Annotated in this window: 22 protein-coding genes; 10 read left to right on the top strand and 12 right to left on the bottom strand. The window is 62.3% G+C overall.

Annotated elements, in window-relative coordinates:
• Positions 1–2 precede the first annotated feature (2 nt).
• From JS82_07430 to JS82_07420, 3 genes are all read right to left on the bottom strand, one after another.
• On the bottom strand, positions 3–3,395 hold the full coding sequence (locus JS82_07430; GenBank protein QHK17948.1) for a DNA polymerase II large subunit: 3,393 nt from the start codon (positions 3,393–3,395) through the stop codon (positions 3–5).
• The gene (locus JS82_07425; GenBank protein QHK18430.1) at positions 3,392–4,387 is read right to left on the bottom strand and encodes a GTP-binding protein; all 996 of its coding nucleotides are present in this window, start codon (positions 4,385–4,387) and stop codon (positions 3,392–3,394) included. Before JS82_07425 ends, JS82_07430 begins: the two co-directional genes overlap by 4 nt.
• Before the next feature lie 73 nt (positions 4,388–4,460).
• Positions 4,461–8,399, bottom strand: a complete 3,939-nt coding sequence (locus JS82_07420) for a hypothetical protein (GenBank protein ID QHK17947.1) — start codon at positions 8,397–8,399, stop codon at positions 4,461–4,463.
• 698 nt (positions 8,400–9,097) lie between these two features.
• On the opposite strand from JS82_07420, the gene JS82_07415 reads away from it, so the two are divergent.
• The 5 genes from JS82_07415 (at position 9,098) to JS82_07395 (ending at position 13,477) form a co-directional block, all read left to right on the top strand.
• Positions 9,098–10,729 (top strand): radical SAM protein, encoded by a 1,632-nt coding sequence (locus JS82_07415; GenBank protein QHK17946.1) that lies wholly within the window; start codon positions 9,098–9,100, stop codon positions 10,727–10,729.
• A gap of 29 nt (positions 10,730–10,758) precedes the next feature.
• Complete coding sequence (locus JS82_07410) at positions 10,759–10,923, top strand: 4Fe-4S dicluster domain-containing protein (protein ID QHK17945.1); 165 nt, start codon at positions 10,759–10,761, stop codon at positions 10,921–10,923.
• Positions 10,924–10,929: 6 nt separating this feature from the next.
• Positions 10,930–12,120 carry a geranylgeranyl reductase family protein gene (locus JS82_07405; GenBank protein ID QHK17944.1) on the top strand — a complete coding sequence of 397 codons (1,191 nt, stop codon included), beginning with the start codon at positions 10,930–10,932 and terminating at the stop codon, positions 12,118–12,120.
• Positions 12,121–12,268: 148 nt separating this feature from the next.
• Positions 12,269–13,030, top strand: a complete 762-nt coding sequence (locus JS82_07400; GenBank protein QHK17943.1) for a hypothetical protein — start codon at positions 12,269–12,271, stop codon at positions 13,028–13,030.
• A gap of 57 nt (positions 13,031–13,087) precedes the next feature.
• Positions 13,088–13,477: a zinc-ribbon domain-containing protein gene (locus JS82_07395; GenBank protein QHK17942.1), complete on the top strand. Its 390-nt coding sequence runs from the start codon at positions 13,088–13,090 to the stop codon at positions 13,475–13,477.
• A 27-nt stretch (positions 13,478–13,504) separates the two neighbouring features.
• On the opposite strand, the gene JS82_07390 is transcribed toward JS82_07395, so the two are convergent.
• The 4 genes from JS82_07390 to JS82_07375 are packed head-to-tail and all read right to left on the bottom strand — an operon-like array spanning position 13,505 to position 17,089.
• Positions 13,505–14,464: a 4Fe-4S dicluster domain-containing protein gene (locus tag JS82_07390; protein ID QHK17941.1), complete on the bottom strand. Its 960-nt coding sequence runs from the start codon at positions 14,462–14,464 to the stop codon at positions 13,505–13,507.
• 35 nt (positions 14,465–14,499) lie between these two features.
• Entirely contained in the window at positions 14,500–15,441 is a 942-nt protein-coding gene (gene mvk / locus JS82_07385) for a mevalonate kinase (protein ID QHK17940.1), read from the bottom strand.
• A complete protein-coding gene (locus JS82_07380) occupies positions 15,438–15,959 on the bottom strand; it encodes a hypothetical protein (GenBank protein QHK17939.1) in 522 nt (173 codons plus the stop codon). Before JS82_07380 ends, mvk begins: the two co-directional genes overlap by 4 nt.
• A 2-nt stretch (positions 15,960–15,961) precedes the next feature.
• Positions 15,962–17,089 carry an aminotransferase class I/II-fold pyridoxal phosphate-dependent enzyme gene (locus tag JS82_07375; protein QHK17938.1) on the bottom strand — a complete coding sequence of 376 codons (1,128 nt, stop codon included), beginning with the start codon at positions 17,087–17,089 and terminating at the stop codon, positions 15,962–15,964.
• A 220-nt stretch (positions 17,090–17,309) separates the two neighbouring features.
• Between JS82_07375 and JS82_07370 the strand changes: the two genes are divergently transcribed.
• The 3 genes from JS82_07370 (at position 17,310) to JS82_07360 (ending at position 19,764) form a co-directional block, all read left to right on the top strand.
• On the top strand, positions 17,310–17,477 hold the full coding sequence (locus JS82_07370) for a hypothetical protein (protein QHK17937.1): 168 nt from the start codon (positions 17,310–17,312) through the stop codon (positions 17,475–17,477).
• A gap of 316 nt (positions 17,478–17,793) precedes the next feature.
• Positions 17,794–18,219 (top strand): hypothetical protein, encoded by a 426-nt coding sequence (locus tag JS82_07365; protein ID QHK17936.1) that lies wholly within the window; start codon positions 17,794–17,796, stop codon positions 18,217–18,219.
• A 60-nt stretch (positions 18,220–18,279) separates the two neighbouring features.
• A complete protein-coding gene (locus tag JS82_07360) occupies positions 18,280–19,764 on the top strand; it encodes a DUF1846 family protein (GenBank protein QHK17935.1) in 1,485 nt (494 codons plus the stop codon).
• Positions 19,765–19,901: 137 nt separating this feature from the next.
• Here JS82_07360 and JS82_07355 read toward each other — a convergent pair whose 3' ends face one another.
• Together JS82_07355 and JS82_07350 are read right to left on the bottom strand one after the other, a co-directional pair.
• Positions 19,902–20,507, bottom strand: a complete 606-nt coding sequence (locus tag JS82_07355) for a hypothetical protein (GenBank protein QHK17934.1) — start codon at positions 20,505–20,507, stop codon at positions 19,902–19,904.
• Complete coding sequence (locus JS82_07350) at positions 20,450–21,547, bottom strand: AAA family ATPase (GenBank protein ID QHK17933.1); 1,098 nt, start codon at positions 21,545–21,547, stop codon at positions 20,450–20,452. The genes JS82_07355 and JS82_07350 overlap by 58 nt, the downstream gene beginning before the upstream one ends.
• A gap of 225 nt (positions 21,548–21,772) precedes the next feature.
• Between JS82_07350 and JS82_07345 the strand changes: the two genes are divergently transcribed.
• Complete coding sequence (locus JS82_07345; GenBank protein QHK17932.1) at positions 21,773–23,023, top strand: hypothetical protein; 1,251 nt, start codon at positions 21,773–21,775, stop codon at positions 23,021–23,023.
• Positions 23,020–23,793, top strand: coding sequence for a hypothetical protein (locus JS82_07340; protein ID QHK17931.1), 774 nt, complete (start codon positions 23,020–23,022; stop codon positions 23,791–23,793). Before JS82_07345 ends, JS82_07340 begins: the two co-directional genes overlap by 4 nt.
• Positions 23,794–23,895: 102 nt before the next feature.
• On the opposite strand, the gene JS82_07335 is transcribed toward JS82_07340, so the two are convergent.
• The 3 genes from JS82_07335 to JS82_07325 form a co-directional block, all read right to left on the bottom strand.
• Positions 23,896–24,255 (bottom strand): hypothetical protein, encoded by a 360-nt coding sequence (locus JS82_07335; protein QHK17930.1) that lies wholly within the window; start codon positions 24,253–24,255, stop codon positions 23,896–23,898.
• A gap of 69 nt (positions 24,256–24,324) precedes the next feature.
• On the bottom strand, positions 24,325–24,483 hold the full coding sequence (locus JS82_07330) for a hypothetical protein (protein QHK17929.1): 159 nt from the start codon (positions 24,481–24,483) through the stop codon (positions 24,325–24,327).
• The gene (locus JS82_07325; GenBank protein QHK17928.1) at positions 24,480–25,853 is read right to left on the bottom strand and encodes an AAA family ATPase; all 1,374 of its coding nucleotides are present in this window, start codon (positions 25,851–25,853) and stop codon (positions 24,480–24,482) included. Before JS82_07325 ends, JS82_07330 begins: the two co-directional genes overlap by 4 nt.
• Between the last annotated feature and the right edge of the window lie 60 nt (positions 25,854–25,913).

The raw sequence follows: 25,913 nt of genomic DNA, 5'->3' as shown, positions 1-25,913 counted from the left end.
GCTCAGAAGAAGTCGGACAGTTTGCACTTCTTGACCTTGTCGTTGTTGAAGACGGAGTCCATGCTCATCTCGAGGATCTCGATCCTCTCCCTGGTGTAGGTGTCGAGACCGTACTTCTCGCCGATGACCTTGGAGATCTCCAGGTACTTCTTGACGCTCGCCTCGTGGACGGTCAGCGTGAGCGCGTTGCCGCACTTGGTGCACTTTCCGGCGAGGGGCATCCTGCGGTACTTCTCCCCGCACTTGGTGCATCTGACGGTCTGGGTCGAGAAAGACCTCAGGTTCCCGATCATGTCGGGCAGGAAGTGCTTGTTCAGAACGCGTCTGGCGACGTCCTGCTCGTCCACTGCGCGGATCTTCTTCCCGAGCATGAGCTGGGCGTCCATCTTGTCCATCATGGTCTCCAGGGTGGTGTAGGCGGAGTACTTCGGCCCGTCCGAGATGTCGTGGGTGTCGTGGGTGAACCCGAGGTGCTCGTACTGGTCCGGGGTCCCGATCCTCCCCGCGATGAGGTCCATCTGCTTCTCGATCTCCTTGGGGTCCTTCATCTCCATGGCGGCCCTGTAGAGCTCGATCGGGTACTCCCTGCGGCAGTCCACGTTGTGGGCCTCCTTGTCGATCTCGTTGGGATCCAACCTGGTGGTGAGAACCAGGGGCGCGTCCATGAGGCCTCCCCTCCTGTCGGGGAGGAAGGTCCTGGAGAAGTTCAGCAGGCCGTCCATGGCCAGGATGACGCAGTCCTCGTCGCCGTCGCAGTTCCTCCTCTTGGCCGCGTGGAAGAACGGGTGGCCGTAGCATCCGCGGAGGTCGGCGTAGCCGATGATCCTGCAGAGGATGCCTCCGGAGGTGTGGGGCGCGAGTCCGAACGTGATGTGCCCGATGAGGTCGTTCCTGTTCTGCACGTTGTAGTACCTGGGCAGGTGGTAGAACTCCTCCAGCTCGTCGTCGATGAACTTGGCGACGTTCACGAGGTACGTCCCGCAGTCCTTGGCGGGGATGATGTCCTGGACCTTGAGCTCGCATATCTGCTCGGGATCGGTGAGCGGGTCGCCGTTCCAGTCGTGGGTGTATCCCAGCTCGTGGGCCTTTTCGATGCTGAGGCCGATCTCCCTGGGCTTGAAATGGGTGAGGGGGATGTCGGTCATGTCGAACCTGATCGTCCCGTCCTTGAACGTGCTGACACCGTTCTTCTGCCTGAGTATGCCCTTCTCCATGGCCTCGCAGGTCTTCGTCTTCGACGCGAGCGTCTCCAGGCATTTCAGGTCCGATGGGGGCTTCTCGTGCAGACCGTCGCAGGCCGCCTTGAACTCCTCCTCGAGGTTGATTCCGATGTCCACGGGGCCCATGTTCCCGAAGCTGTTCTGCCTGGGGGTGTACGCCGTGTGCGACCCGCAGTCCCTGCACCAGTTGCGGTAGGTGTAGGTCTTGCAGACGGGGCAGAACCTGTTTCCCACCTCCACGACGACCTCGTTCTTCCCGTTCCTGCTCTTGGATGCGTTGTTCCTGCAGACCGCTATTGCGGCTATGAGCTCGTTCTTGGCGTCGGCGTCCTTGCCGATGGGGAACAGCGCGTGGACCTTGGGGGTCATCTCGCGCTCCTTCGCCTTCTCCGGACGGGCCATCCTGGTCCCGATGCGGGTCATGGCCCTGGCGCGGACCTCGTAGCCCGCCGCCCTGCTGATGGCCTCCAGGGTGCTCCCGCCCTCCAGCTCCGGCCCGGCGACCAGGACGCCGTCCGCGATCCTGACGCCCAGGCAGTCCAGCATGGGTCTGGAGTATCTCTCGTCGATGACGACCCTGCCGTCGACCACCCTGTGGAGGGCTCCGAGGTCCTCCAGCATGCGCTTCGACACCGGCTCCCTCTCGACGGAGAGGTTGACGCCGTCGTACCTTCCCGTGGAGAGCACGTGCTCCCTCAGGGCCTTAATCCTGTCCAGCGGCCAGTCCGACCAGAACAGGTTGAACTTGGGGTGCAGCGGGACGCCGAGCTGCGCGCTCATCTCCTTGGCGCGGTCGTATGTCGGGTCCCTCCAGTCCTCGGGGAGCTCCCCCTTCTCGAGGATCTCCAGCCTGTGCCACTCCACGGGGTACCCGCAGGGCACCAGCGTGTGGTTGTTTTCGCAGAACTCTCCGAACGGCACGAGGATCTCCCCGTTGTCGGTTATCTCGGAGATCTGGTTCCTCACGGCCAGGACCTCGTCCCTGGTGTGGCAGTAGACCAGGTCTCCGTTCTTCAGCAGCAGGGTGGGCCCCTCCAGCTGGTCGCAGGGGGTGACGACGCAGGCCTTGCCGGGCCTCTCGATCTTCACCTGGGTCCCGAGGGCCATGAACTCGTCCATGGCGTACATGCTGCCCGTGTTGAAGGCCAGGGCCGCGAGTCCGGACGTCCTCGCCCTGCCGTACCTGAGCCTGAATCCCCCGACCGCGCAGGGGTGCCCGAAGATGGGGCGTCCCGCGACGATGTCCATGAGGTACTTCTCCTTGGGCTCCACGGTGGGCTTCTTGACCTCGCCCGGCTTCTCCTCCTTCGGAGGCGCCTTGTGGGCGTCCAGGTACTTCCCGATGAACTCCCAGCCCTCCAGGCCGAGCTTGTCCACGTGCTTCTTCAGCTTGGACGCCTTCTGACACATACCCTCCGCTATGACCAGGCACGCTCCTCCCCTGACCCTGTTCGTGTCTATGCGGGGCAGGTCCCTGAATCCGGAGATCTCCATCTGCTCGGTGCCCTCGCCGTCGACGCAGACGGGGCAGTTCCTCACGATGAGGTCGATCTCCTCGGAGGTGGGCGTGTACTGGAGGTGCTGACACTGCTTGTACAGGGGGATCTCCTCGTCGAACCTGGCGATCTCACCTTCGGTGGGCTGGTATTTCCCGATGCCCAGCTCCGTCCTGACCACGTCCGCGATGAGGACGCTCATGGCCTGGCCGGTTCCTCCGGCGGCCCTGATGGGCCCGGCGAACACGAGGTCGACGTAGTTCGACCCGTCCCCGTTCTTCCTGATGCGGGTGTCGGCGATCCCCTCGAGCGGGGCGACGAGGATGCCCTCGGTGAGGACGGCGAGTCCCACCCTGACGGCCCTGTCCAGGGCCTTCTCGGTGCTCTCGGCGGGCCTCTTGGCCATCTCCTTGGCCACCATCAGGGCGACCAGCTCGCGGTTCCCGTACTCCGCGGTGAGCCTGCGGATGTCCTCCGCCACGCCCTCCACGTGGTAGTCCGACAGGAGCTTCTCCACACGGGACGCCAGGTCCTCGGCCTGGGGGATCTCCACGAACGTCTCGGGGTCGTACCCCATGCCCCTCGCCTTCTCGGCGATGGCGTAGCACTCGTCCTTCTTGGCCGCGAGCTCGGCGAAGTACCTCGCCATCTCGGGACTGGTCGCTGGACCCTCGGTCATTCTCCCTCAGGCTCCGCCTCTGCGGCCTTGCGCTTGAAAACCGCCCTGAGCTCCCTCATGATCGTCTCTGTGAGGACGTCCATGTTCTCCCCGGTCTGGGCGGAGAAGCAGAGCCTGCCGTCGTCGGTCTTCAGGACGTCGCACTTGCTCTCGGCTATGATGATGGGGACGCCGGGGAATCCCTTCTCCACGGTCTCCAGCAGCCTCTCCTGCATCTCCAGGGGGAATCCGCAGGTCTCGGACGGGTCTATGACGAACAGCATCACGTCGGTCAGGTACCTGAGGGCCAGGACCGCCTGCTTCTCGATGTCGTTCCTCTCGTCGAACTGCCTGTCCAGCAGACCGGGGGTGTCTATGATCTGGTACTTGCGCCAGTCGTCCTCTATGTGGCCGACGATGACCCCCTTGGTGGTGAACGGGTAGGGGGCGATCTCGGGCTCCGCGGTGGAGAGGACGTTGACGAGGTTGCTCTTGCCGACGTTGGGGAACCCGGCGACGACTATGGTCGGGACCTTCGGGTCCACGGCGGGGAGCTTCCTGAACTTGTTCTTGGCGTCCTGCAGGAAGAGCAGGTCGTCGGATATCCTGTCGACGTAGGAGTTGAGCCTCCCGTAGAAGCTCCTCCTGGTGGCCTCGACTATCTCGGGGTCCTTGGTGCGGCGGATGTCCTTCAGGGTGTCGTTCTTCAGCTTCTCCGCCTTGGTGGCGCACCAGTTGACGGCGCCCAGTGCCTTCTTGTAGCGGTCTATGCCGATGACGATGTCCACGAGCTCGGGGAAGAAGTCGTCCTCCTTGTCGAGGCGGGGGAACCTGTCAACGTAGCCCTGCAGGGCCGTGACGACGATGTCCCCCGACGCGGTCACCTTCGCCAGCGCCGTCTTCTTCCTGGAGTCGAGCGCGTTGGTGCCGTTCTTGCGGATCTTGGACGCCCTGTGGAAAGCCTTCTCCATGAGCTCTTCCGACGTCAGCACTGTGGGGATCTTGAAGTCCATTCCGGCCATGTCTAGCCCCATCCCTTTCCCCCTTATAATCATAGGGTTCGCACGCGCGCATCCGCCGGAGCGCTCACGAGAACCTCACGGTCAGCATCATCAGCCACAGGTCGTGCTCCATGCCGTCCTTGGGGGACAGCCGCGAGGGTATCGCCAGCTCCGGGCAGTCGATCGCCCTTATGCCCATGACGACCTCGGGCCTCCCGGTGTCGGAGCCGGCCAGCCTGGTGATCCCGGCGAGGTTCGTCCTGAACGTGACCCCGAGGTCCATCTCCGGGAGGTCGGTGCCGTCCGAGAGCACCTCGGGGAACCCGACGCCGGTGTGCACGGTGACCTCCAGGTCGATGTTCTCCGTGAACATCCCCACGGGGTCGATGGAGTAGGGGTTCTCGGCCCCCAGGACGAGCTCCATCAGCTTCCCCGTCACGTACCTCAGGACGTCCACCGCCAGGTCGCCGTCCGTCCTGAGCGCGACCCTCACGCCCGTCTCCGACACCGACGCCATGTCGCCCACGTCGAGGCTGACGAACACCGACGCCTCCAGGATCCTCCCCGCCACGGCGTCTATCAGCTCCTCCAGGGTGTACCTCACCAGGTGCTGCACGAACTCCTGCAGGGACTCCAGGTCCGTTATCGTCCCCACCCTGTCGAAGGACTTCTCCACCGCGGTCCACACCGCGTCCTTCAGCTCCGCCGCGGACACCAGGCTGCTGCCCGGGTACGGGCTGTTGGTCCTGCCCTGGGTGCCCTCGGCGAACACCCACTCGGTGGACCCGTCGAACGACCTCTGCCAGGTCATCCCGTCGTTGGAGCCGTCCTTCTCCGTCGGAGTGCGGTCTATCTCGTTGCCGTCCGGGTCCTTCAGCACGACGGCCTCGCCGTTCTTCGTGTACTTCCCGGACGAGTTCACCAGGGTGAACTCCGGGTATACCACCAGGAACTCCCCGGGCCCCAGGGTCCCCGAGAGCTCCATGACCTTGGTCCTGCGGTCGGAGGCGGCCAGGAGGGTGTACCCGTCGAGGTCGATGCTCACGGGGGAGTTGTTGAGGAGCTCCACCCACTCGTGGCCGTCGTCCTCTCCGGCGGGGTTGGACTCGAACTCGTTGACGATCAGGCCGTCGTCCATCGGGTCGGAGTACTTCAGGCTGAATCCGGCGTCCAGACCGACGCGGGCGCCCATGACGGGGATGTTGCCTATGACCTCCCCGATCCCGGGGACGTCGCTCAGAGCAACGCCCATCTCGTGGTAGTCCTCGAGCTTCGGCGCCACCAGGGATATGTCGGTGCCGCCCACCTCCCCGTCCACCGTGACGAGATACTTCCCGCCGCGCATCAGCGGGTCCAGGGTGACGTCCACGCTCCAGCCGTCGCCATCGATGCCGCCCTTCCCGGTGACGATCAGGTTCTCGGCCTCCACCTCCCCGCGGACCTTGGCGGTGACCCCGGCGTACACGGTCACTCCGGCCACGGGCATCGTGAGCGTGGCGGAGAGAAGGGTCTTGGTGTTGGCCGCCCATGTCACGGCGTCGGTGCTGAACTCCAGGGTGCATCCGAAGAACTCCAGCGTGACGGTCTGCTCGTCCAGCCCTATGCTCACGAGGACGTCCAGGGCCGCCTCCGTGAACACGGTCTCCGCGGCGGACTCGAACCACCCCTTCAGGTCGCTCAGCGGCCCAATCACAGCCTGGTATATGCGGGTCAGCTGCTCCGCCACGAAGGTCAGGGCCTCGATGAGCGCCTCGGAGATCGCGGTCATGACGCTCCTGACGGCCTCCATGACCTTCCTGAGCGGCTCGATTATGGGCTCCAGCAGTTCCAGCAGGAGGTTCCACAGGTCCTCGTAGAGGGTGGTGCTCGGGATATACTCTATGCCCGCCAGGGCCCATCCGCTGGCGACGGTTATCTCGATGGATGTGTCCAGCGCCACGGTGTCCTCCATCACCGACGAGGAGGCCCCCATGGCGTCGGACATCGCGCCGCTGCCGACGACCCTGACGTCCATGAGGTCCCTGATGCCGACGACGATGACGGTGGAGTACGCCGCGCTGGAGTCCTCCCTGAACCCGACGGTGTGCACGCACCTCTCCCTGTCCACGGCGACCTCCTCGACGATGAGGTCGCTCCCGATCTCGGCGTCGAGGGTCTCGGACGTCACCATCCCGCTGCCGTCGTTTAGGCGGAAGTCCGTGGTCCCCGGGAGGTCCGTCACGCCGCCGTGCGGGTTCATGACGTTGATCGCCAGTATCTCGTCGCACATGGTCCCCATCCTCTCCGGGACGCAGTCGGTTATGCCGATGGCCCCGAGCCCGAAGGCGCAGATCTCCGTCAGGACCCTCTTGACCACACCCTCGCCGTCGGCGACCCTGCGGAGCTCGTCGAACAGTGCCAGATCGTCGCGGACCGAGGCCTCGTAAGAGTGCAGTGCCCTCTCCAGCTCCCCGGAATCGAGCAGCGTCTGCGGCGTGATCTCAGAGCCCTCGGGTATGGCGGAGGTCCATTCGGAGACCAGCCTCGATTCCAGCTCGGAGGACAGGACGAACTCGTCCGCATGCGCGTAGATCTCGTCGGCTATGGCCCCGTAGAACGGGTCGTACGCGGTGCTGGAGCCCAGGGATCCGGATATGGCGTCCTCCACCGCCGACATGCCGTCGGCGACGGCTCTGTCGAACAGCTGCGCGAGGGTGTCCAGGAAGGGGGTGTCGTCGTACGGGTCCACATCCACCGAGACCACCCCGAGGTCCATGCTCTCCGCCAGCGAGACGGAGGCGTGCCTGAGCACGTCCAGGATGAACTCCATCACGAAGTTGGTGTCCCCGGAGTACCTCTTCTTGAAGTCCTTCAGCCACCCCTTCGAGAGCACGTCGGAGGTGGGGTTCTCCACCGTGACGATGATCCCGGCGGCGGTGACAGTGGATGTGCCAGCGCCAGGGCTTCCGTACTTGTCTGGGTCGATCCCGGCGAGCTCCATCGTCTTCTCTATGTACGGAACGGCGCTGTAGACCTCCTCCTCCCCGAGCAGGAACGCCGCGAGGGACATGACCGCGTTCCTGAAGGGGTTGAGGGCCTGGTCCAGGCCGTCGAGGATCTGGAACCCCATCACGTAGTCGAACCAGCTCAGGGCGACGTCGTCGATCACGGACATCAGCGCCTGGGAGTACACGGCGGACAGGTCCAGGACGATCCTCCCGTCCTCGGATGCGAGGAGGTCGGAGAGGTCTGCCCGGTCGTACCCGGACAGCGAGCCGTCCCCGTCCCTGAAGCATATCATGGAGGCGGCCTCCAGGGCGTTGCGGTACGCCGCGCGGACGTCGTCGGCCGTGATTATGGACATGGTCCCTTTGGATCCGTACTCGGACATCGCCCCGTATCCGTTCATCACCCTGTACTGAGCCAGACTGGTCAGCTGGTACGTCATCATCTGCGACACCGAGATCCCGCCGTCGCCCGCCATGCTCTCGAACAGAGACTGCCTCTCGGCGGACAGCGGCAGCGCGTAGCTGCCGTCCGTGGAGATGTCCAGGTCGGCCTCCCCGCGTCCCGCGTCGGACCTGACGGTGACGTGGACCGTCCCGGTCCCCTTGAGGTAAGCGGGCGTGTACCCGCCGTCGCCCGCATCAGACTGGAGGGACAGGGCCTCTGCGGTCAGGTCCAGTTCGTACGACACGAGCTCGGCCACGGCGCCGCCGCTCCTGACGGGGAACTGGAACTCCAGCCAGTCCTCCGACCTCTCGCGGAACGCCTCCGCCCTCTCCTCCACCGTGTCCGCGGCATCGGTGACGCCGTCGGAGGCCGTCGACAGACCCCTCACGATCTCGCCCAGACCGCGGTTCACATACGCCTGGACATCCGCAACGGCCATGTCCATGGCGTCTATACCGTCTTCCAGGTCATCCGCTCCGTCCTCGGTGTCCCCGTACTGATGCACCATCGCGACCATCGCTGTCGACGCCAGGAGCAGCGCCACAGCGATGACCGCGAACGGCATCCCACCGAACCTGTCCATCCTGCTCATGGACGGTGTCTCGCCGCAGGCCGACTTAAAGGGGATACCGTGCGGTCACGTTGATTCCCGGAGGCCGCCCGTTCCGCGTCATTCGAGTCTGTTCCAATGCAGTCTACGCAGTGAGCCCTGGTTGTGGCTCAGCCGAATATGTTCCAATAAGTTGCACTAACGCTATCGAATGTCGAAACGATTCTTTAAATACTTCCTCGACGTTCCAACATACATACCCGAACCGAGCCTGATCGGAACAGGCCCGGGGCCTTGCGGCCAGGGTTTGTCCGTCCATCACTGGACGGAGATCTCGATCTCAATCCCGAAGATTGTGATCGAGATGCGGACGTTAAACGTCCTCCGGAGGATAGTAACGGTCATTACTGTTCTCCTGCCGGTCGGGTCTCGAGTGCCCGGCCGGCCATCTCACTTCTCCGCTATGCTTCTTAATGGAGACACCGTGCGGTCACGTTGATTCCCGGTTCTGCTTCCAAAGCATGCATGTAGCGTGTCTTGACAGGTCGTGTGGACCATATTGTCCGGTCAGGCATCCGATGCTCGGGTTCGAAACCGTCCGTTCGTTGACGGCTTATAAAGGGAACGCTGCGGACTTCCGACGATCGACAGGTTGCCAGACGGTCTGTAACATCGTAGAAACCCTTTCGTTCTCTCCCTTTCTATTTTATAATATCAAAGCATCCGACATCTTCAGTAACATGACGATAACAGCGACTAACTATGCAGTGAAGAAGGGTCTTCCCAAGAAGACTCAGTCCATCTGCCCCGAGTGCGGGAAGATCCTCGAGGCGAACATTTTCGCCAAGGACGGCAAGGTTTACATGGAGAAGACATGCCCCGAGCACGGATACTTCTCCGATGTGTACTGGGCCGATGTCGACCTGTATCTCAAGGCTGAGAAGTACGCATACGACGGAGTCGGGGTCCACAACGCCATGGACCGCACCATCGGCGACGATCCCGATGACACGGTTCACATCGTCATCGACGGACAGAGGATCGACATGCTCTCCTGTTCCGCGATCGCCAACCTTGACCTGACGAACAGGTGCAACATGAACTGCCCCATCTGCTTCGCTAACGCGAACGACGCGGGGTACGTGTACGAGCCCTCATACGAGCAGGTCCACGACATGCTCGTCGCCCTCAGGTCCGAGAAGCCCATCAAGTGCACCGCCGTCCAGTTCGCCGGAGGCGAGCCCACGGTGTACCCCAGGTTCGTCGACGTCGTCAGGGATGCCAAGGAGCTCGGGTTCGCCCAGGTGCAGGTCGCCACCAACGGAATCAAGTTCGCCAAGGACTACGAGTTCCTCAAGGCGTCCAAGGAGGCGGGTCTGAACACCATCTACCTCCAGTTCGACGGACTCACGGACGACGTCTACCTCAGGTCCAGGGGAAGGAAGATGATGCACATCAAGATGGGCGTCATCGAGAACTGCAGGAAGCTGAAGGAGGACGGCCTCAAGTCCCCGTCCATCGTGCTCGTCCCCGTCGTGGGAATGGGCATGAACGACGACATAATCGGGGACATCATCAAGTTCGCCTTCGAGAACTCCGACGTCATCAGGGGAGTCAACTTCCAGCCCATCGCGTTCACCGGCAGGGTCACCAACGAGGAGGTCGCCTCCGGAAGGTTCACGCTCCCCGATCTGGTCAGGTGCGTGGAGGAGCAGACCGGGTACGCCACCAAGGACGACTGGTACCCCGTCCCCGTCGTCGCGCCCATCTCCAAGTTCGCGTCCATCATCCTCGGCCAGACCAAGGTCACCTTCACAACCCACCCCCACTGCGGAATCGCCACCTACCTGTTCCAGGACGACAAGGGCAACGTCGTGCCCTTCCCCAGGTTCGTCGACGTCGGGAGGTTCTCCGCAGGCCTCAACGAGATCGCCGACAAGGCCGAGAACTCCAGGTTCAAGAAGATGTACGTCGCGAAGCTGGTCAAGCTTCTGAACAGCTGCGTCGACGAGAGCAAGATGCCCGAGGGTCTGACCAAGATGAAGTTCGTCAACCTCATCAAGGACGTCATGTCCGACAAGTCCAAGGACACGCTCGCGGCCTTCTCGTGGAAGATGATGCTCGTAGCCGGCATGCACTTCCAGGACAGCTACAACTACGATATCGAGAGGGTCAGGCGCTGCGGCGTCCACTACATATCGCCCGACCTCCGCGTCTTCCCGTTCTGCGCCTACAACTCCGGACCCGAGTTCAGGAAGGAGATCGAGGCCAAGTTCTCCGTCCCGCTGGACGAGTGGAGGAAGACCCACGCCGCCGAGGCCAAGGAGCTGGCCGAGGCCCTCATCGTCCCCAAGGACGAGCAGGCCGACTGAACCCGTTTAACCAAACCGGAGTGATGTGAATGAATGTAGATGTCAACAAATGCCTCCACTGCGGAGGATGCGTGGGCTCCTGCCCCAAGAACGCCATATTCCTGAACGACTTCGTTCTGGAGTTCAACGACGACTGCATCAAATGCGGCATATGTGTCAAGCTCTGTCCCGTGGCCGCGCTTTCTCTGGAGTGATCACCCATGAAGACATACGAGTGCGACATAGTCGTCGTCGGGGCCGGACCCGGCGGAAGCATGGCCGCCAGGTACTGCGCCCAGGGCGGTCTGAAGACCATACTGATCGAGAAGAAGGCCGAGATCGGTGCGCCCCTCAGGTGCGCCGAGGGTGTCTCCAAGAAATGGCTGGAGGAGGTCGGCATCGAGCCCGACCCCACCTGGATCCGCGGGGACATGAAGGGAGCGATCATCAAGTCGCCCCAGGGGACCACGTTCCAGCTGGACGAGTCCAAGGCCGGGTCCGAGGTCGGATACGTCCTGGAGAGGCACCTCTTCGACAAGGCCCTCGCCAGGGACGCCGCCGAGGCCGGCGCCCAGATCATGCTGAGGACCTCGTGCACCGGCATCATCCGCGAGGACGGCAAGATCGTCGGAATCAAGGCCAGGAGCATGGGCGAGGAGATCGAGATCCGCGCCAAGTGCGTCGTCGCCGCCGACGGCTACGAGAGCCAGGTCGGAAGATGGGCCGGAATCGACACCACCCTCAAGCTGAACGACATCGACTCCTGCATCCAGTACAGGATGTGCAACATCGACTGCGTCCCCGACTACTGCGAGTTCGTGATCGGTTCCGTCGCCCCCGGAGGATACATCTGGATCTTCCCCAAGGGCAACGGCATCGCCAACGTCGGTATCGGCGTCATGGGAAGGCTCTGCAAGGGCAACGGCGACGCCAAGTACTACCTCGACAAGTTCATCGCCGAGGACCCCCGCCTGAACAAGGGCCAGTGCCTGGAGATCATGGGAGGCTTCGTCTCCACATGCCCCGGACTGGACTGCGCCGTCGACGACAACATCGTCCTCGTCGGTGACGCCGCCAGGATCATCGACCCCATCACCGGCGGAGGAATCTGCCACGCCTGCAGGACCGGAATGTACGCCGGAAAGGTCCTCACCGAGTGCGCCAAGACCGGGGACTTCTCCAAGAAGGCCCTGATGCCCTACGAGAAGATGTGGCGCGACAGGATGGAGGACAAGCTGTTCAGGAACTGGATGGCCAAGGAGAAGCTTGCCTCCCTGGACGACGAGACCATCGACGAGCTCATCAAGATGATCAAGGACTCCGACATCGGCGAGGTCAACGTCTACAACCTGCTGAAGGTCGTCAAGGAGAAGTTCCCCAAGGTCGTCGAGGGCTTCGAGGACCTCATCTGAGACTCACAACTGGGGCCACGGCCCCTCAAACACCTTTCCCGATCCCATTCTTCTTCTCTGATCGCATATCGGGGCGCCGCAAGGTCGCCCGTTCGGTCGGAGCATCTCTGCTAACCTCTGAAATACGATGCCGTCCATATCCGGAGGCATGGCGCGTCGCACCCGTGAGGACTGTTCAACCAGGTCCGCAAGGGCCATCAGGCTGCCCGGGACCTCGAGGGAGATCATCACCAGGGGCGCGCACCCGTCCGGAGCGGAGGGTGTGCCGGTGACATCCCGCTCGCGCGTGGACGCCTCGTCAGCCACGGACGCGGAGATAAAGGCCGCATACAGGGACCTCAGGTCCTCGTACAAGGGGGACCGCTACAAGCGCAGGCTCCTGCGCCGCTACGGCCGCAACCTGGGCAAGGCGATGAGGAGCGACCACAGACGCTCCAGGGCGTACCCCTTGAGGAAGGCCAAGTGGCTCTCCGTCCTGATGTTCCTCTACGGGGGCTACCTCGGGTTCTCCAACGACATATTCGTGTTCCCCATGAGGGATCCGGACAAGCTGTTCATCGAATACATCCCCATGTGGATGAGGGGGAACCTGGAGGGTTTCATGCATTATCTCCCCGACATAGCCCCGGTCGTCGTCGGGCTGTTCGCCCTGGGCGTCGTGCTGTACGCCTGCTCCGTCCTGGCGACGGGGGTTGGTGACAGGAGGATCAAGCGCCGTCTCATGGTGCACGCGATGCAGGAGAGCGTGCCGGAGACGGACGTGGCGCTCTTCAGGGCGGGTTTCTGCAGGAACCGCAGGAGGAGGTTCCTGTACGGCAGGACCAGCGTGTTCAGCATAAGGGATGCGGCGTCCTCGCCGACGCTCAACGACTATCTCCGCAGGATGAGCCCCGGCCCGAAGTACAGGTGAGGTCCTCTTCAGGTCTGGTCTGGCTGTTTCATATAGTCACCGGATGATATCATCAGCATGTACTGTAAGAACTGCGGTGCAGAGATAGATCCGGGGGCGACGTTCTGCCCTTCGTGCGGATTCGACCAGCGTCCGTCTGGCAGCGCCTACACGTCTCCAGGACCTGGAAGCCAGCAGGGCTCGTCATGGACCTTCACGGATTCCTCGTCAACGGAACTCGAGAAGAAGTCGATGATCATCGGTTTCGTGGTAACGCTGCTGCTGTCCCTGATCCTGGGGCTGCTGTGGGCAGTCCTGATAGGTATCGTCCTCCTCGTCCTCTTCATCGTCATCAAGAAGGACACGGGGACGGTGAAGGGCGCCGTCATCGGCGGGATCATAGGACTGGTGGTCGGTTACCTGATCAACCTGTTGCTGGTCGGAGTGATCCTCTCATCGATGTACTGAGAGGCCTTCTGAAACCCCTTACCCTTCTCATTCCCTTCTGATGATGTGATGCCTGAGCGACTCCGTGTCGCCCGCGGCCATTGCGACGAGTTCGGCTATGTGCATCGCAGGTATCCCGTCCGGATGGGAGTCGAACTTGACCTGGCACATGGGGCATCCGACGATTATCCAGTCTGCTCCGGCGCACTCCGCCTCCCTCTCTTCCATGAGGGGGCCGGCCACGGGGGTGTTCTTCCCGCAGCATCCCATGGTCGTGTTGACGACCTCGCAGCCCATGGCCTCCACGACCTCCCTCATCTCGTTCCTGAGGTCCATCGCCGAGCATCCGGGCTCTATCCCCACCTTGATCGGGGACGCGAGTCTCGGCAGGGAGCCGATGCGGTCGTGCAGGAACGCGATGATGTGCTCCGCCTCCACGGAGGACCTCTGAAGCTCCTGGTTGCATCCGGCGCAGAGGGTCACCAGGGGCCTGTCCCCGGCGGTCCTGCCCATGTCGGTCCTGTAAGACCTGCGCTCCATCTCCGTCATCTCCCTGAACTGGGTCGGGTGCATGCAGCATGTGTTCCCCGGGAGCTCCCCGGCCCTGACGCCCATCGCGCCGAAAGCCACCGATGCGGCGTAGATCACGTAGGGGACCTTCGCCTTGGTGACGCATCCGGGCATGACCATGACCTCGTCGCCGGTCCAGACGGGCTCAGGGGTCTGTTCCACGGGCCTCATGGCGTAGCCGGTCTCCCTGAAAGCGGGGGACACGTGGAGGTCCCTCTCCAGGGCCACCAGGTCCTGCATGACCGCCATGGGGTCGGTCCTCCTGCACACAGCGGAGCAGTTGCCGCAGCCTATGCAGGTGGACATGTCGGCCTCGCCGCCCATCATGACCTCCATCGGGTCGATGCCGCCGTGCTTGAGCGAGGGGCAGACCCTGCTGCATTTCCCGCATCCGATGCATTTGGTGCGGAGTCTCTCGATCTCGTCGTTCAGATCCATGGAACCACCTTGAGAAGTGTGATGTGGAAAGGGTTTCACGGGAGCATCATCGCCCCGGGGACGCCGGTCTTCACGACGTACGGCGTTCCTCCCCTGGACCTGATGGCCTCGCAGACCTTCTCGGGCCTGTCGGTGAGGGCGACCATGCACCCGCCTCCGCCGGCCCCGGTCAGCTTCGCGCCGTAGGAGTACGGCATCGAGGCGTTCACCAGCTTGTTGAGCTCCCTGCTGGACACGCCCAGGATGGACAGCAGCTTGTGGTCGTCGGTCATCAGCCTGCCGAGCTCCTCCACGTCGCCGCGGGCGATGGCCTGGCTGCCCTGGAGGGTGGCCTGCTCTATGTCGTCGATGATGTCGTTGGCGAAGCTGCTCCTGTCCCTGAACCTCTTCACCTTGCTCACCAGGGGTCCCGTGGGGGCTCTGATGCCGGTGTTCCCGATGACGAAGGTCATGTCGGGCACGTCCACGTCGGAGACGCTCCACGTCCTCTCGCCGCGGGTGACGGTCCACAGGTGCCTGCCCTCCGACTCGGGGAGGTTGACGGCGATCCCGCCGCCGTGCACGCAGGCCGACGCGTCCATCGGGCTGCCTATCCCCTGGGCGAACAGCTCCGCCTCATAGGCCTCCTCCACGAGCTCGGCCTCGGACATGCGCCTGCCGTCCCTCTCGCCGAGGGCCAGCGCCAGCGCCGCCGACAGCGCCGCCGACGACCCCAGCCCGGAGCCCACAGGTATCTGGCTGGAGGTCTCGAACTCCAGCCCGCCAGTGGCGTTCCTGGTGAGGTACCTTAGATGGGGCTGCCTGCGGAAGTCGATGCGCTCGCCGTTGATCATGTTGTACCTGGACCCGCGCACCGCGATCTCCATCCTGAGGTCCACCGCGAGGACTATCGCGGGCTTGCCGTAGACCACGGCGTGCTCGCCGAGGATGACGAACTTCCCCGGCGCGGATGCCCTGTACCATTCGGTGCCGCTCATTCGTCCAGACCGTACCTTCTCATCTCCTCGCGGATGGCGTCGTCGGGCGTCCTGCCGTTGAGCAGCGGCTGAGGGATGTTCCACCACGCGTCCTCGAGGTCGGAGAGGCGGCGCTCGAAGTCCTCGTCGCTCTCCCCTTCGTTCTGCTTCACGTTCATCACGGCCTTGCGGAGCTCGCCCATCATGTCCACCTGGTGCTTCTTGTTGGTGAGGCTCATGCCGATGTAGCCGTCGAGGCAGGCGGCCACCTCCTCGGCGGTGTCTGGGGCGAGGCACTCCATCACCATGTCCAGGACGCTGTTGGCGGTCATCTTGAAGACGAGCTGCCTCTTGGCCTCCTCCGGGAGGTCGGCGTCCTCGTCGATGCTCTCCATCATCTCGACGCTGAACAGGTCGAAGATGGCGGACGTCCTGTTGGGGTTCTTGCCGAACAGCTGGTTGAGATGGGCCTCCTCCTCGCTCATCTCCTGCTCATCCCCTCCGAAGAGGGCTGCGTTGGGGTCGTATTCGTCGGCCATGCTTATCTCCCCTCGGTGATGACCTTTTTCAATATAGCCATTCCCGCCTCTATCTTCGACTCGTCCGCCGCGTAGGAGAACCTCAGGTGCCCCTCGCCGTAGGACCCGAACGCGGATCCGGGCGTGCATATGAGCCCCGCCCTGGCGAGGTCGTTGGCCAGGTCCGCCGATCTGATGTCCCGGTCGTAGCCGGGGAACGCGTAGAAGGCCCCGCGGGGAGCCTCCAGGTGCATCCCGGGGATGTCGTTGATGAGGTCGGTGATCAGGTCCCTGCGGGCCCTGTAGACCTTCCTGGCGTTGTCCAGGTACGGCCCGATGTGCGGCAGGGCGGCGAGTATCCCGTACATCGGGGGCATCGCCGGGCTGGCACAGACGTGGTACTGCATCTTGATCAGGGTGTCCATCAGCTCGTGCTCGGCGCAGAGGAAGCCCATCCTCCAGCCGGTGACGGCCATCATCTTGGAGAACCCGTTCGCGACGACGGCGCAGTCGAGGCTGTCCATGAAGGACGTGTGCCTCCCCTCGTAGATGAACTCGTTGTAGACCTCGTCCGCGAGGATGGTGATGTTCCTGTCCCTGGCTATGTCGCACAGCGCCTTCTTGGACTCCTCGGTGAGGACGCCGCCCGTGGGGTTGGACGGGGTGTTGACCACGATCATGGTCGTCCTGGGGGTGATGATCGACTGGATGTGGTCGATGTCGGGCTGGAAGAGCCCGTCGTCGGTGAGCCTGTACTCGACGGCTCTTCCCCCTGCGAGCTCCGCGTGGGGGCCGTAGATGACGAACCCGGGGCTGGGGACGAGGACCTCGTCGCCGGGGTCGACCATGCTCTGGGTGATCTCCAGGAGCGCCGTCGACCCGCTTGGCGTGATCATGATGTTGTTCCCATCCACCTTCCCGTACTTGGAGAAGTAGTCCGCGACGGCGTCCCTCAGCTCCATGATCCCGGCGGTGGGGCCGTACTTGTTGCGGCCCGCCGATGCCGCCGCGTTCATGCCCTCGATGGCCTCCGCAGGCGGGTCGAGGTCCGGCTCGCCGAGGCCCAGGTTTATGGAGTCCGGGCCAGCGAGGTCGAACATCTTCCTGATCCCGGACATGGGGATGTCCGAGATCCTCTTCGAAATCTTCATGTCCTCTCACAACGCGCGCGTGTTATTTATTGGCACGCGTGGAGCCGGCACCGGAGGCGGCGGATCGCCGGGACCCGCACGGGCCGGGCGGTATGCCGTCGTGCGCACTCCGGATCTCAATGGCTGTTCGACAATCTGGATTAATTTAGCAGATAGCTTGTCCGTGTTTAGGCCCGTTTAAATACATTCACCCCGTACTCTGAACGCAAGGGAGAAAGGGATGTCCCAAAAGCACTCTACGGATTCCGAAAGGTCGTTCGAGGCCTCTGTAGACGAGGGCATGCTCGGCGACGAGTACGAGCTCATCGGGGTCTACAACGACGAGCCCGCGGACGACCAGGGCTTCGAGTACGAGATCTTCATCGTCTCCGTCGGCTCAGCCGTCTGAGAAGTCCAGGCTGTCTTCGTCCGTCATCGTCCGGAGGCGGCGCCCTCCAGTTTTCCCATCTGATCATTTTTCCCGCGTTCTCCCGCGTCTTGCCATTACCAAGATGTCGAAGATTTCATGAATATCGATGATTACAAAGATTACAGTTTAAAGTAATTATATCGACCCGGACGATGAGGCACACGCATGCGGACCGGATAGGATGGAGGAAGTTCGGATCCGGATGCATCCTCGCAGGAGGTATGTGTCTGAAGAACGGAAACAGCGAATTCGATTTGAGAGAAGAGAACGGCGGAGATCCCACCACGGAGCCGGCATGACCAGCGACGAGGGCTACGAGCTCAGGGACGACGGGTCGGAGTCCGAGGAGGAGTTCGACGAGGACTCCTTCGACACGAAGATGGCGGTCCTGAGGGACATCATGGACGGCTACGACTGGTCATTCCTCCTGGACGTGCGCGACCCGCTGTTCACGTCCAGGATGAGGGAGGCCCTGGGGTTCCTGGGCCTCGGGATGGACCTGAGGGCCGGTCCGCCTGTGGAAGAGGGGAGGTTCTTCCGCTCCGACGCGGAGCTGATCGTCTGCCTGGGTGACGAGACCAGGCGCTACCGCTCGTCGCATGCGTCGTCGGACCCCGTCTGCGCCGTTCTGGCGGCGGCGAGGTCGGCGTTCGAGGCCGCCGGGCTGGTCAGGCGCCCGGATCCCCCGGACGGGGGCCTGAGGGTCTCATTCCGCCCGTGAAACCAAGGGGCCTCCTGCCCCGATTCAACGTTTTAGTATTATGAGCGCATGTAACGCCACATGCCGACGGGATTCGACAACGACATGTACCTCAGGACCCAGTCCGAGCACATCAGGGAACGCATCGCGAGCTCAGGGGGTAAGCTCTACCTGGAGTTCGGAGGCAAGCTCTTCGACGACTACCATGCGTCCAGGGTCCTGCCCGGGTTCATGCCGGACAGCAAGATCCGCATGCTTATGGAGTTCGGCAGCCAGGCCGAGGCCATCGTCGTCATCAACGCCGAGGACATCGTGAGGAACAAGGTCCGCAAGGACATCGGCGTCGGCTACGACCAGGAGGTCCTGAGGCTCGTCGACTCGTTCCACGACAGGGGGATCGGCGTATGCGGCCTTGTCATCACGCAGTACAACGGACAGTCCGCCGCGGACGCCTTCCAGAAGAAGGCCGAGGCGCTGGGCCTGAAGGTCTACAGGCACTACCCCATCGCGGGGTACCCGTCCAACATCCCGCTCATCGTATCCGACCAGGGGTACGGCAGGAACGAGTTCGTGGAGACCACCAAGCCGCTCGTCGTCGTCACCGCGCCGGGCCCCGGCAGCGGGAAGATGGCGGTCTGCCTGTCCCAGCTCTACCACGAGCACAGCCTGGGCAGGAAGGCGGGGTACGCCAAGTTCGAGACGTTCCCCATATGGAACCTCCCGCTGAACCATCCCGTCAACATCGCCTACGAGGCCGCCACCGCGGACCTCAGCGACGCGAACATGATCGACCCGTTCCACCTGGACGCGTACGGCAAGACCACGGTCAACTACAACAGGGACATCGAGATCTTCCCGGTCCTGAACGCCATCCTGACGGAGATCGCAGGGAAGTCGCCCTACAGGTCCCCCACGGACATGGGGGTCAACATGGCAGGCAACTGCATCGTCGACGACCAGGCGGTCAGGCGCGCGGCCAACAACGAGATCATAAGGCGCTACTTCGCGGCCCTCAGGGACCGCAGGGAGGGCAGGGCCGACGACGAGATGGTCTTCAGGTCCGAGCTCATACTCAAGAAGGCGGGGCTCTCCATCGAGTACAGGAGGACTGTCACCGCGTCCAGGGCAATGGCGAAGAGCACGGAGAGGCCCGTCGTCGCAGCGGAGCTCGCGGACGGGACCATCGTCATGGGAAAGGCCTCGCCGCTACTGACCGCGTCCTCGGCCATGATCCTGAACGCGCTGAAGATCCTGGCTGGGATCGACGACGACGTCCTCCTGATATCGCCGGACGTCATCAGGTCCATGCAGAGGCTCAAGGTCGACTACCTGGGCAACAGGAACCCCCGCCTGCACATCGACGAGATGCTGGTGGCGCTGTCCATCGCGGCGAACACCGACCCGGTGGTCGAGAGGGCGGTCGCCAAGATCCCCGAGCTGAGGGGATGCGACGTGCACTCGTCCGTCGTGATATCGTCCGTGGACGAGGGCACCTACAAGAAGCTCGGGATGTACGTGTCCAGCGAGCCGGAGCACCAGACCAAGTGCCTCTTCCACGGGAACTGAGGCAGGATTCATCATCGCAGGCCTAGTGTCTCCGAGAGGGTCGCCGACGGCGCCCTCTCGGTCTCAGCATCCATCAAGAGCGGATCCGGGGTCCGGCACCTTCCCTCTAAAAGCGCTCGCTTCACAGAGATTTCACGTCACAGGACGATGTGCTCGGAGATGACCTTCGGGACAACGCCCCGGAACGCCATGCCGTACAGCATGACGCCTCCGCTCATCCCGTTGTAATACCTTCTCTCATGGATCTGTCTGATGCCATCCTCGGCGTCGGACTTGAGCGACGACTCCGAACCTGACATCTTCAGCTCCATGATTATGGGTTCCAGGGAAGGATCCTTCGGCTTCATGATGATGTCCACGCGTCCGTTCCCCTCGGGTTCCTCGCTCTCCACGTCGTAATTCCAGATGATCCCGTGAAGGCAGAGGTACACCGCCAGCTTGTAGTCGGATTCGTCCTTCAGGTCGAAGTAGCTGCTCCCGTCCAGGAGTCTCCCGAGCATGCGCTCCATCCCTGCCGAGTCCCCGTCGCGGACCGCCACCGCGAAGTCCCTGAACAGGGCGTCGTCGACGGGGACCGTGCTCTTGATGACCCTGTCCAGCATGTTCCTGACCTCCTTGTTCGGTACGGATACGGCGAACCTCCCGTCGGCGGACGGGACGGCCTTCAGGTACCCGGTCATCACCATCAGGGAATGCAGGTCGGAGTCCGTGGATCTGCGCATGTCGTCGTAGGTGATGTCCATGTGTATGTCGGATTCTGCGGGGCCCCGCTGATGATGGATGCGAGGGCGTCCACGGATCCGCTGCCCGTCCGTTCCATCATCCATCTGAACGGTCTGTCGTTGCCCGAGCTTGCCCAGTAGCCCTCCGTCACGAAACCGGAGGACACATAGTTCATCAGACTGAACGGGTTGTACACCTCGGCATTCCCGAAGCGGTAGCCGTCGTACCATTCACGTACCTCGTCGATCTTCTCCGGGTGGCCGTAGTATTCCAGGGTGGATCTCACCTCCTCATCGGTGAAGCCGAACCTCTCGTCCGACATCCTGGAGAGGATGTTGTTCACCCTGAGGTTGTTCACCCCGGAGAACATCCCCGTCTTCGCCAGCTGCATCACGCCCGTGACGTACGCCATCTGGAGGCTGGGGTTGCTCTTCAGGGTGGCCGACATGAACGAGCTCAGATAGTCGATCATGCTCTTCTGATCGTTGGAGTCGATCGTGTCGGTGATGGCGCGGTCGTACTCGTCTATAAGGACGATGGCCTTCCTGCCGTGGTGCCTCTCGAGCATTGTGCAGAGGTCCTTGATGCAGAATATCATGTTGAGGTCCGTGATGTTCCTGTCCAGGACAGACTGGATCTCCTCCTTCTCATCCGCGTAGACGGAGTCCGATTCCAGAAGGTAGCGGAAGACCGTGAACGTGTTCCTCATGATGTTCCTAAGCATGCCTGTGAACGAATCGAAACCGTTCGCGACCGCATCCTTCAGATCGATGCAGATCACAGGGTACGCGTTCCTGTAGATGTCGAATTCACGATGTTCCGATATCTCCAGTCCTTCGAACCAGTCGTTGCCCCTGTAGCCCAAGTTGAAGAAGGCGTCGATCATCGATATGTTCGTGGACTTCCCGAACCTGCGGGGGCGGGTGTACAGAAACACGCCGCTGGGGTCCGTTTCGATGACGTCCGCGATCAGCATGGACTTGTCGACGTAGAATCTGTTCTCGGCTCTCAGCCTCATGAACGACAGTCCGCTTGTGCTGATCTTCTTAAGCTCCTCCATGTCCATAGTATCACTCATCCGATGATAAACCTGACCTGGTGCGTACTCCGAGGAGCATGTCGCAGAGTCGGGTTTCATGTCATCGCGGACTGCTCTCGCAGGGGCGGTATTTCAAGGGAGCACCGTGCACGCACGTGACGGCGTGAATATATAGAATACGTATTCGTTATTAATCTCAGATATGAAAGTATATATCGGTTCCACGGGGTCCGAACCACGATTACGATGCAGTGCGTCAGCCGCATGACCCCGGATGATTCGGAGCATATGAGGGAGAGATACGAGCGGGCGGAGGCCAGGATCGAGAGCGCGCGCGACCGCTTCGAGAGGGCCAGAACGGTCGACCGTCTGTACGACAGGTCCTGGAAGAACCCCTATGCGGCGTTCCGTGCGGGCGAGGTCTCCGAGTTCGGGCTGTACGGGAGGGAGCCGGACACCATGGAGGCGGCCAACATGTACCTCCGCGCCCACAGGCTCGGGGACACCAGGGCAACATGGAAGCTGATCCTCGGCCATCCGCTATCGTCTACGCCGGAGGAGGCCTCGGGGCGGGCGTGGAGGCTGTTCATGGAGGCCGCCCTCCCGGAGCGCAGGAGGTGCGCCGACGGGCTGTGGGCGTACGCCGTCGACGACGGCTTCATCTCCGAGGCCGAGGACAGGGCGTCGGACTTATCCGAGGTCAGGGCGATGCTCGCCGAGGCGCTGTTCAGGGCCCGCGACCCGAGGTGCGCCGAATGGGCGCGCCGTTCCGCGGAGGACGGGTGCGGGGCATCCCGCAGGATCCTCGCCGAGTGCCTGCTGGAAGACGCCCATTCCGCCGAGGACCCGGAGGACGGCGCGAGGATCGCGGAGGAGGCGGCCCCCATGCTCGAGGAGGCGGCGGAGGACGACTGGAGGGCGCGGCTCGCGCTCGCAAGGGAGGCGTTCTGCTCCCGCTTCACAGAGGAGGACGACGCGGCCGCCCTGGACCACCTCCTGAGAGCGGCATCGATGCCCGCCGACCCGGAGGAGAGGAGGGCTGAGGTCCTCCCGTACCTGGAGTACTACGCCGCGTCACTGGAGGACATGGTCCCGGAGACCAGGATGCTGTCCAGGTCCGGCGAGGCCCATCTGCCGGGGAGGAGCATCAGGACGCCCGTGCCATCGCTGGACTTGTGCGCCGTGCCGGAGTGGGTGCTGCTGCTGAGGGTGACGCGCACCCGCCAGGACTTCGTCACGGACATCAGGGAGATGAGGAACCGCTCGGGCGGGTACGAGGACGGGACGTTCGCGATACTGCCGCCTTCGACGGAGGGTGCCCTGCCAGACGCCCCGGCGGCGTTCATCTTCAAGCCGACGGGGCTGGAGCTGGAGCTCGGGGAGGAGCCGGCGGTCATAGCCGCCGAGTACGAGGACCTGGATGAGTCCCATCTGAGGGAGGTCTTCCTGATCTGCGTGGACGCGGTCCGGGAGGACGTCGGGAGGCTGAGGGCGTGAAGGTTTCGAGGATACCCGGGGCGCTGGCCGCAGGGATGGACGGGGACGTGTCGGAATGGGAGGAGTGCCAGGGCAGAGCCCCGGGCCACCCGGTCCGCAGGATGGACCTGGGTAGCGGCTTCAGGGTCGGGCGCCTGGCCGACGGCAGGACGATCCTGTACCTCGACGACGGCTTCTCGCTGACCGCCGAGGTGACGTCGCTCGACGACGGGACGCTCTCGGGGCCGTCTGCCGAGGCGGTGTTCGGTGCCTTCGGGGGCAGGAGGACCCACGCCCCGTTCGATCCCGCCGAGTACGGCAGGTTCGCCGCGCTGACGTTCTACCGCGACATCTCGGTGCTGGAGGGCGGGGTGTCGTTCGTCGTCACCGACGAGCTGGAGATCGACCTGGACGAGCCTACGGACGGCGTCGTCCCCAGGTTCCCCTGCACGGTCACATACGTCACGAGGGACGGGAAGGTGTCCCTGGAGGCCTCCGGCGAGGCTGTGCACCTGCCCAACGGCCCGGCCGTGGTCGGCGACGGGTTCACGCTGCTGTTCCCCACGGACCTGCTGGCACTCAGGAGGTTCAGGGAGGGGAACATGCGGAGGACGTTGGACACTGCCGGATGGCTGTCGTCGTCGCGCCGCTTCGCGGGAAGACCGGAGGCCGCCGCCGGGAGGAGGGGCGAACTGGCGTCCGCGCTGTCCAGGCTGAGGCCCGGGTCCAGGACTGTGAGGGTCCCGAGGGACTCCGATGGCGGGGAGGATCCCTGGAACGAGCCACGATGAGGATGTTCCGACGGACTTACCAGAAAAAGCGTAATGGCGTTTTTTTCTTCGATTAAGCCTGAAAACTGAAACGTGGGAAGGGGTTTTCCGAAGTTAACCGCATTATTTTCTTCGATTAAGCTTGCGGATGGGGTCTACCTGGCTCTGATACGGAGGGCTACAGGACATGCAGTGTCTCACGAACAGGTCCATGTTGGTGTTGCTGTTCCCGTCCAGATCGAGCAGGAACTTCATCGGGTCGACGATCTCGTCCATGATCCTGGCGTACGATCTCACCTTTTTGCTCTGGATGGAGCCCAGTCCTATCTCCTCCATCACACGGTCCATGTTGGGTGTGTTGATGATCGGGACTATGCGGTCGTAGAACGGACTGTTCCTAAAGAGGTCGCCACTCAAGTAGCTTTTGCGGTTCCTGAAGTCCATGTCCTCGTCCATTATCGTGAAGATCACGAGACGCTCCATTCTTGTGGCTCTCTTCATGTTGTACTCGATGGATGGAAACGCCTTGTGCAGGCTCGTTTCCGATGAGAACTATCCTGTGGAGAGGATCTCCGGAAGTTGCGATATCGTTATGGCCTCCTTTCCTCTTTCACGTGAGACGATCTCCATGGACATCCTCAGGAGCCTCATCATCCTCTGACAGAGGGCCATCTCGCATTTACCGTGAACCACGACGAGTGTGTTCGTCATGGATCTCTCCCGAGTTTCTCTCCGAGAGTGTCAGAGATGTCTTTCAGATCCATCATGCCTATGTACGGTACGCCTCCGAACATTCCTTCTAGGTACCGGGCGGTGTTGTTGTGGCTCTTCTGTGTGCGTGTAACCGCGTCGACTGATCTGATGTCCTTGTTACCCACGGCATCTAGGTCGATCACGTAGACTTTGGATGGATCGGTATCCTTGATGAGTGATGTGTTGTGCGTAGTGACGACCATCTGTCCCTTCACGGATGGAAGGACTTCCTTCATCAGATCGTGAATGAGTTTGTCATGTATCCCGCTGTCCAGTTCGTCCACGAACACCACGGATCCATCCACGCAGGAGAGCAGAGCGGGCATCATTGACAGGAGCTTCCTCGTCCCGGTGGATTCCATCGTCGCCGGGACCTCGCGGAACGTTCCCGATATGCGTTTGCTGAACATCAGCATGTATGCTATGTTCCCGTCTTTCTCCGCCTTTTTGTAGTACGTCTTTCCCACATCCGTGTACATGCGGGTGAAGAACGTGTCTATGGCCTCCTCGTATGCGTCCAACAGATGTTCGGATTCCGACGGGATTGTTCCGGAAATCGGTTCGAACGGCCACACCCTTGGATCGCGCCCATCGAGCGGGGTGCTCACGACGATGTCGTCCAGATACGAGATGATCATCCCCATTCCCTGGCGGACGTTCTCTTCGATGTACTCGCGGTTGGACCTGCGGTATTCTGCGTACAGAATGGACATGAAGGTGTGGTTGCCCCAGAACTTCTCTACGAGCTCTTTCATCTGGGCTTTGAATCTCCTGTTGGTGAACAAGCCGTTTCCGAAAAGGATAGTTGCAGGGCCGTTGCGTCCGTCGATCTCGAAGTATCTCCCAGAGCGGCTGTTGATGAAGTAGTTCAGTCTCTCGTGGACGACCTTTCCGTCATCGGAGAACCTCAGCTCGTATTCGGCTTCCTTCCCATCGACGATGAACGAGTACACCAGACGCATGTCCGTGTCCGATCCTATCGTCTTCACGGTACGCGCGTAGTCACAGATGCTTATCGACGATGCGGCCATCTCTATCTCCTCGAAAGCCCGGTCCATCAGATCCATCGATTGCGACAGTATGGAGGACCCGTCCTCGACGTCACGTAGATTTTTCAGAATTGCCCTCTGTCTCGCTATATCGTCGCCTATCACAAGTGTCCTCATGCTCTGTGTGAGGAACGAGACGGATTCGATTAGGTTTGTCTTACCGGATCCGTTCTCTCCGTATATCAGGGCATATGGTTTCGCAGTGCCCCCCTTTCCCCCGAGATCCAGAGTGGCCTTTGTGAAGGATCTGAAATTCTCGAGATCGATCCGTCTGAACATAGATGATGTAAGGATTTTATTGTATAATAACATCTGTATATGAAATAAACAGTAGTTTAA

Source organism: Methanomassiliicoccaceae archaeon DOK, from assembly GCA_009911715.1.
GTDB lineage: Archaea > Thermoplasmatota > Thermoplasmata > Methanomassiliicoccales > Methanomethylophilaceae > Methanoprimaticola.
Note: the sequence above shows the minus strand (reverse complement) of the source record. Positions and strands in the feature narration are given on the sequence as shown.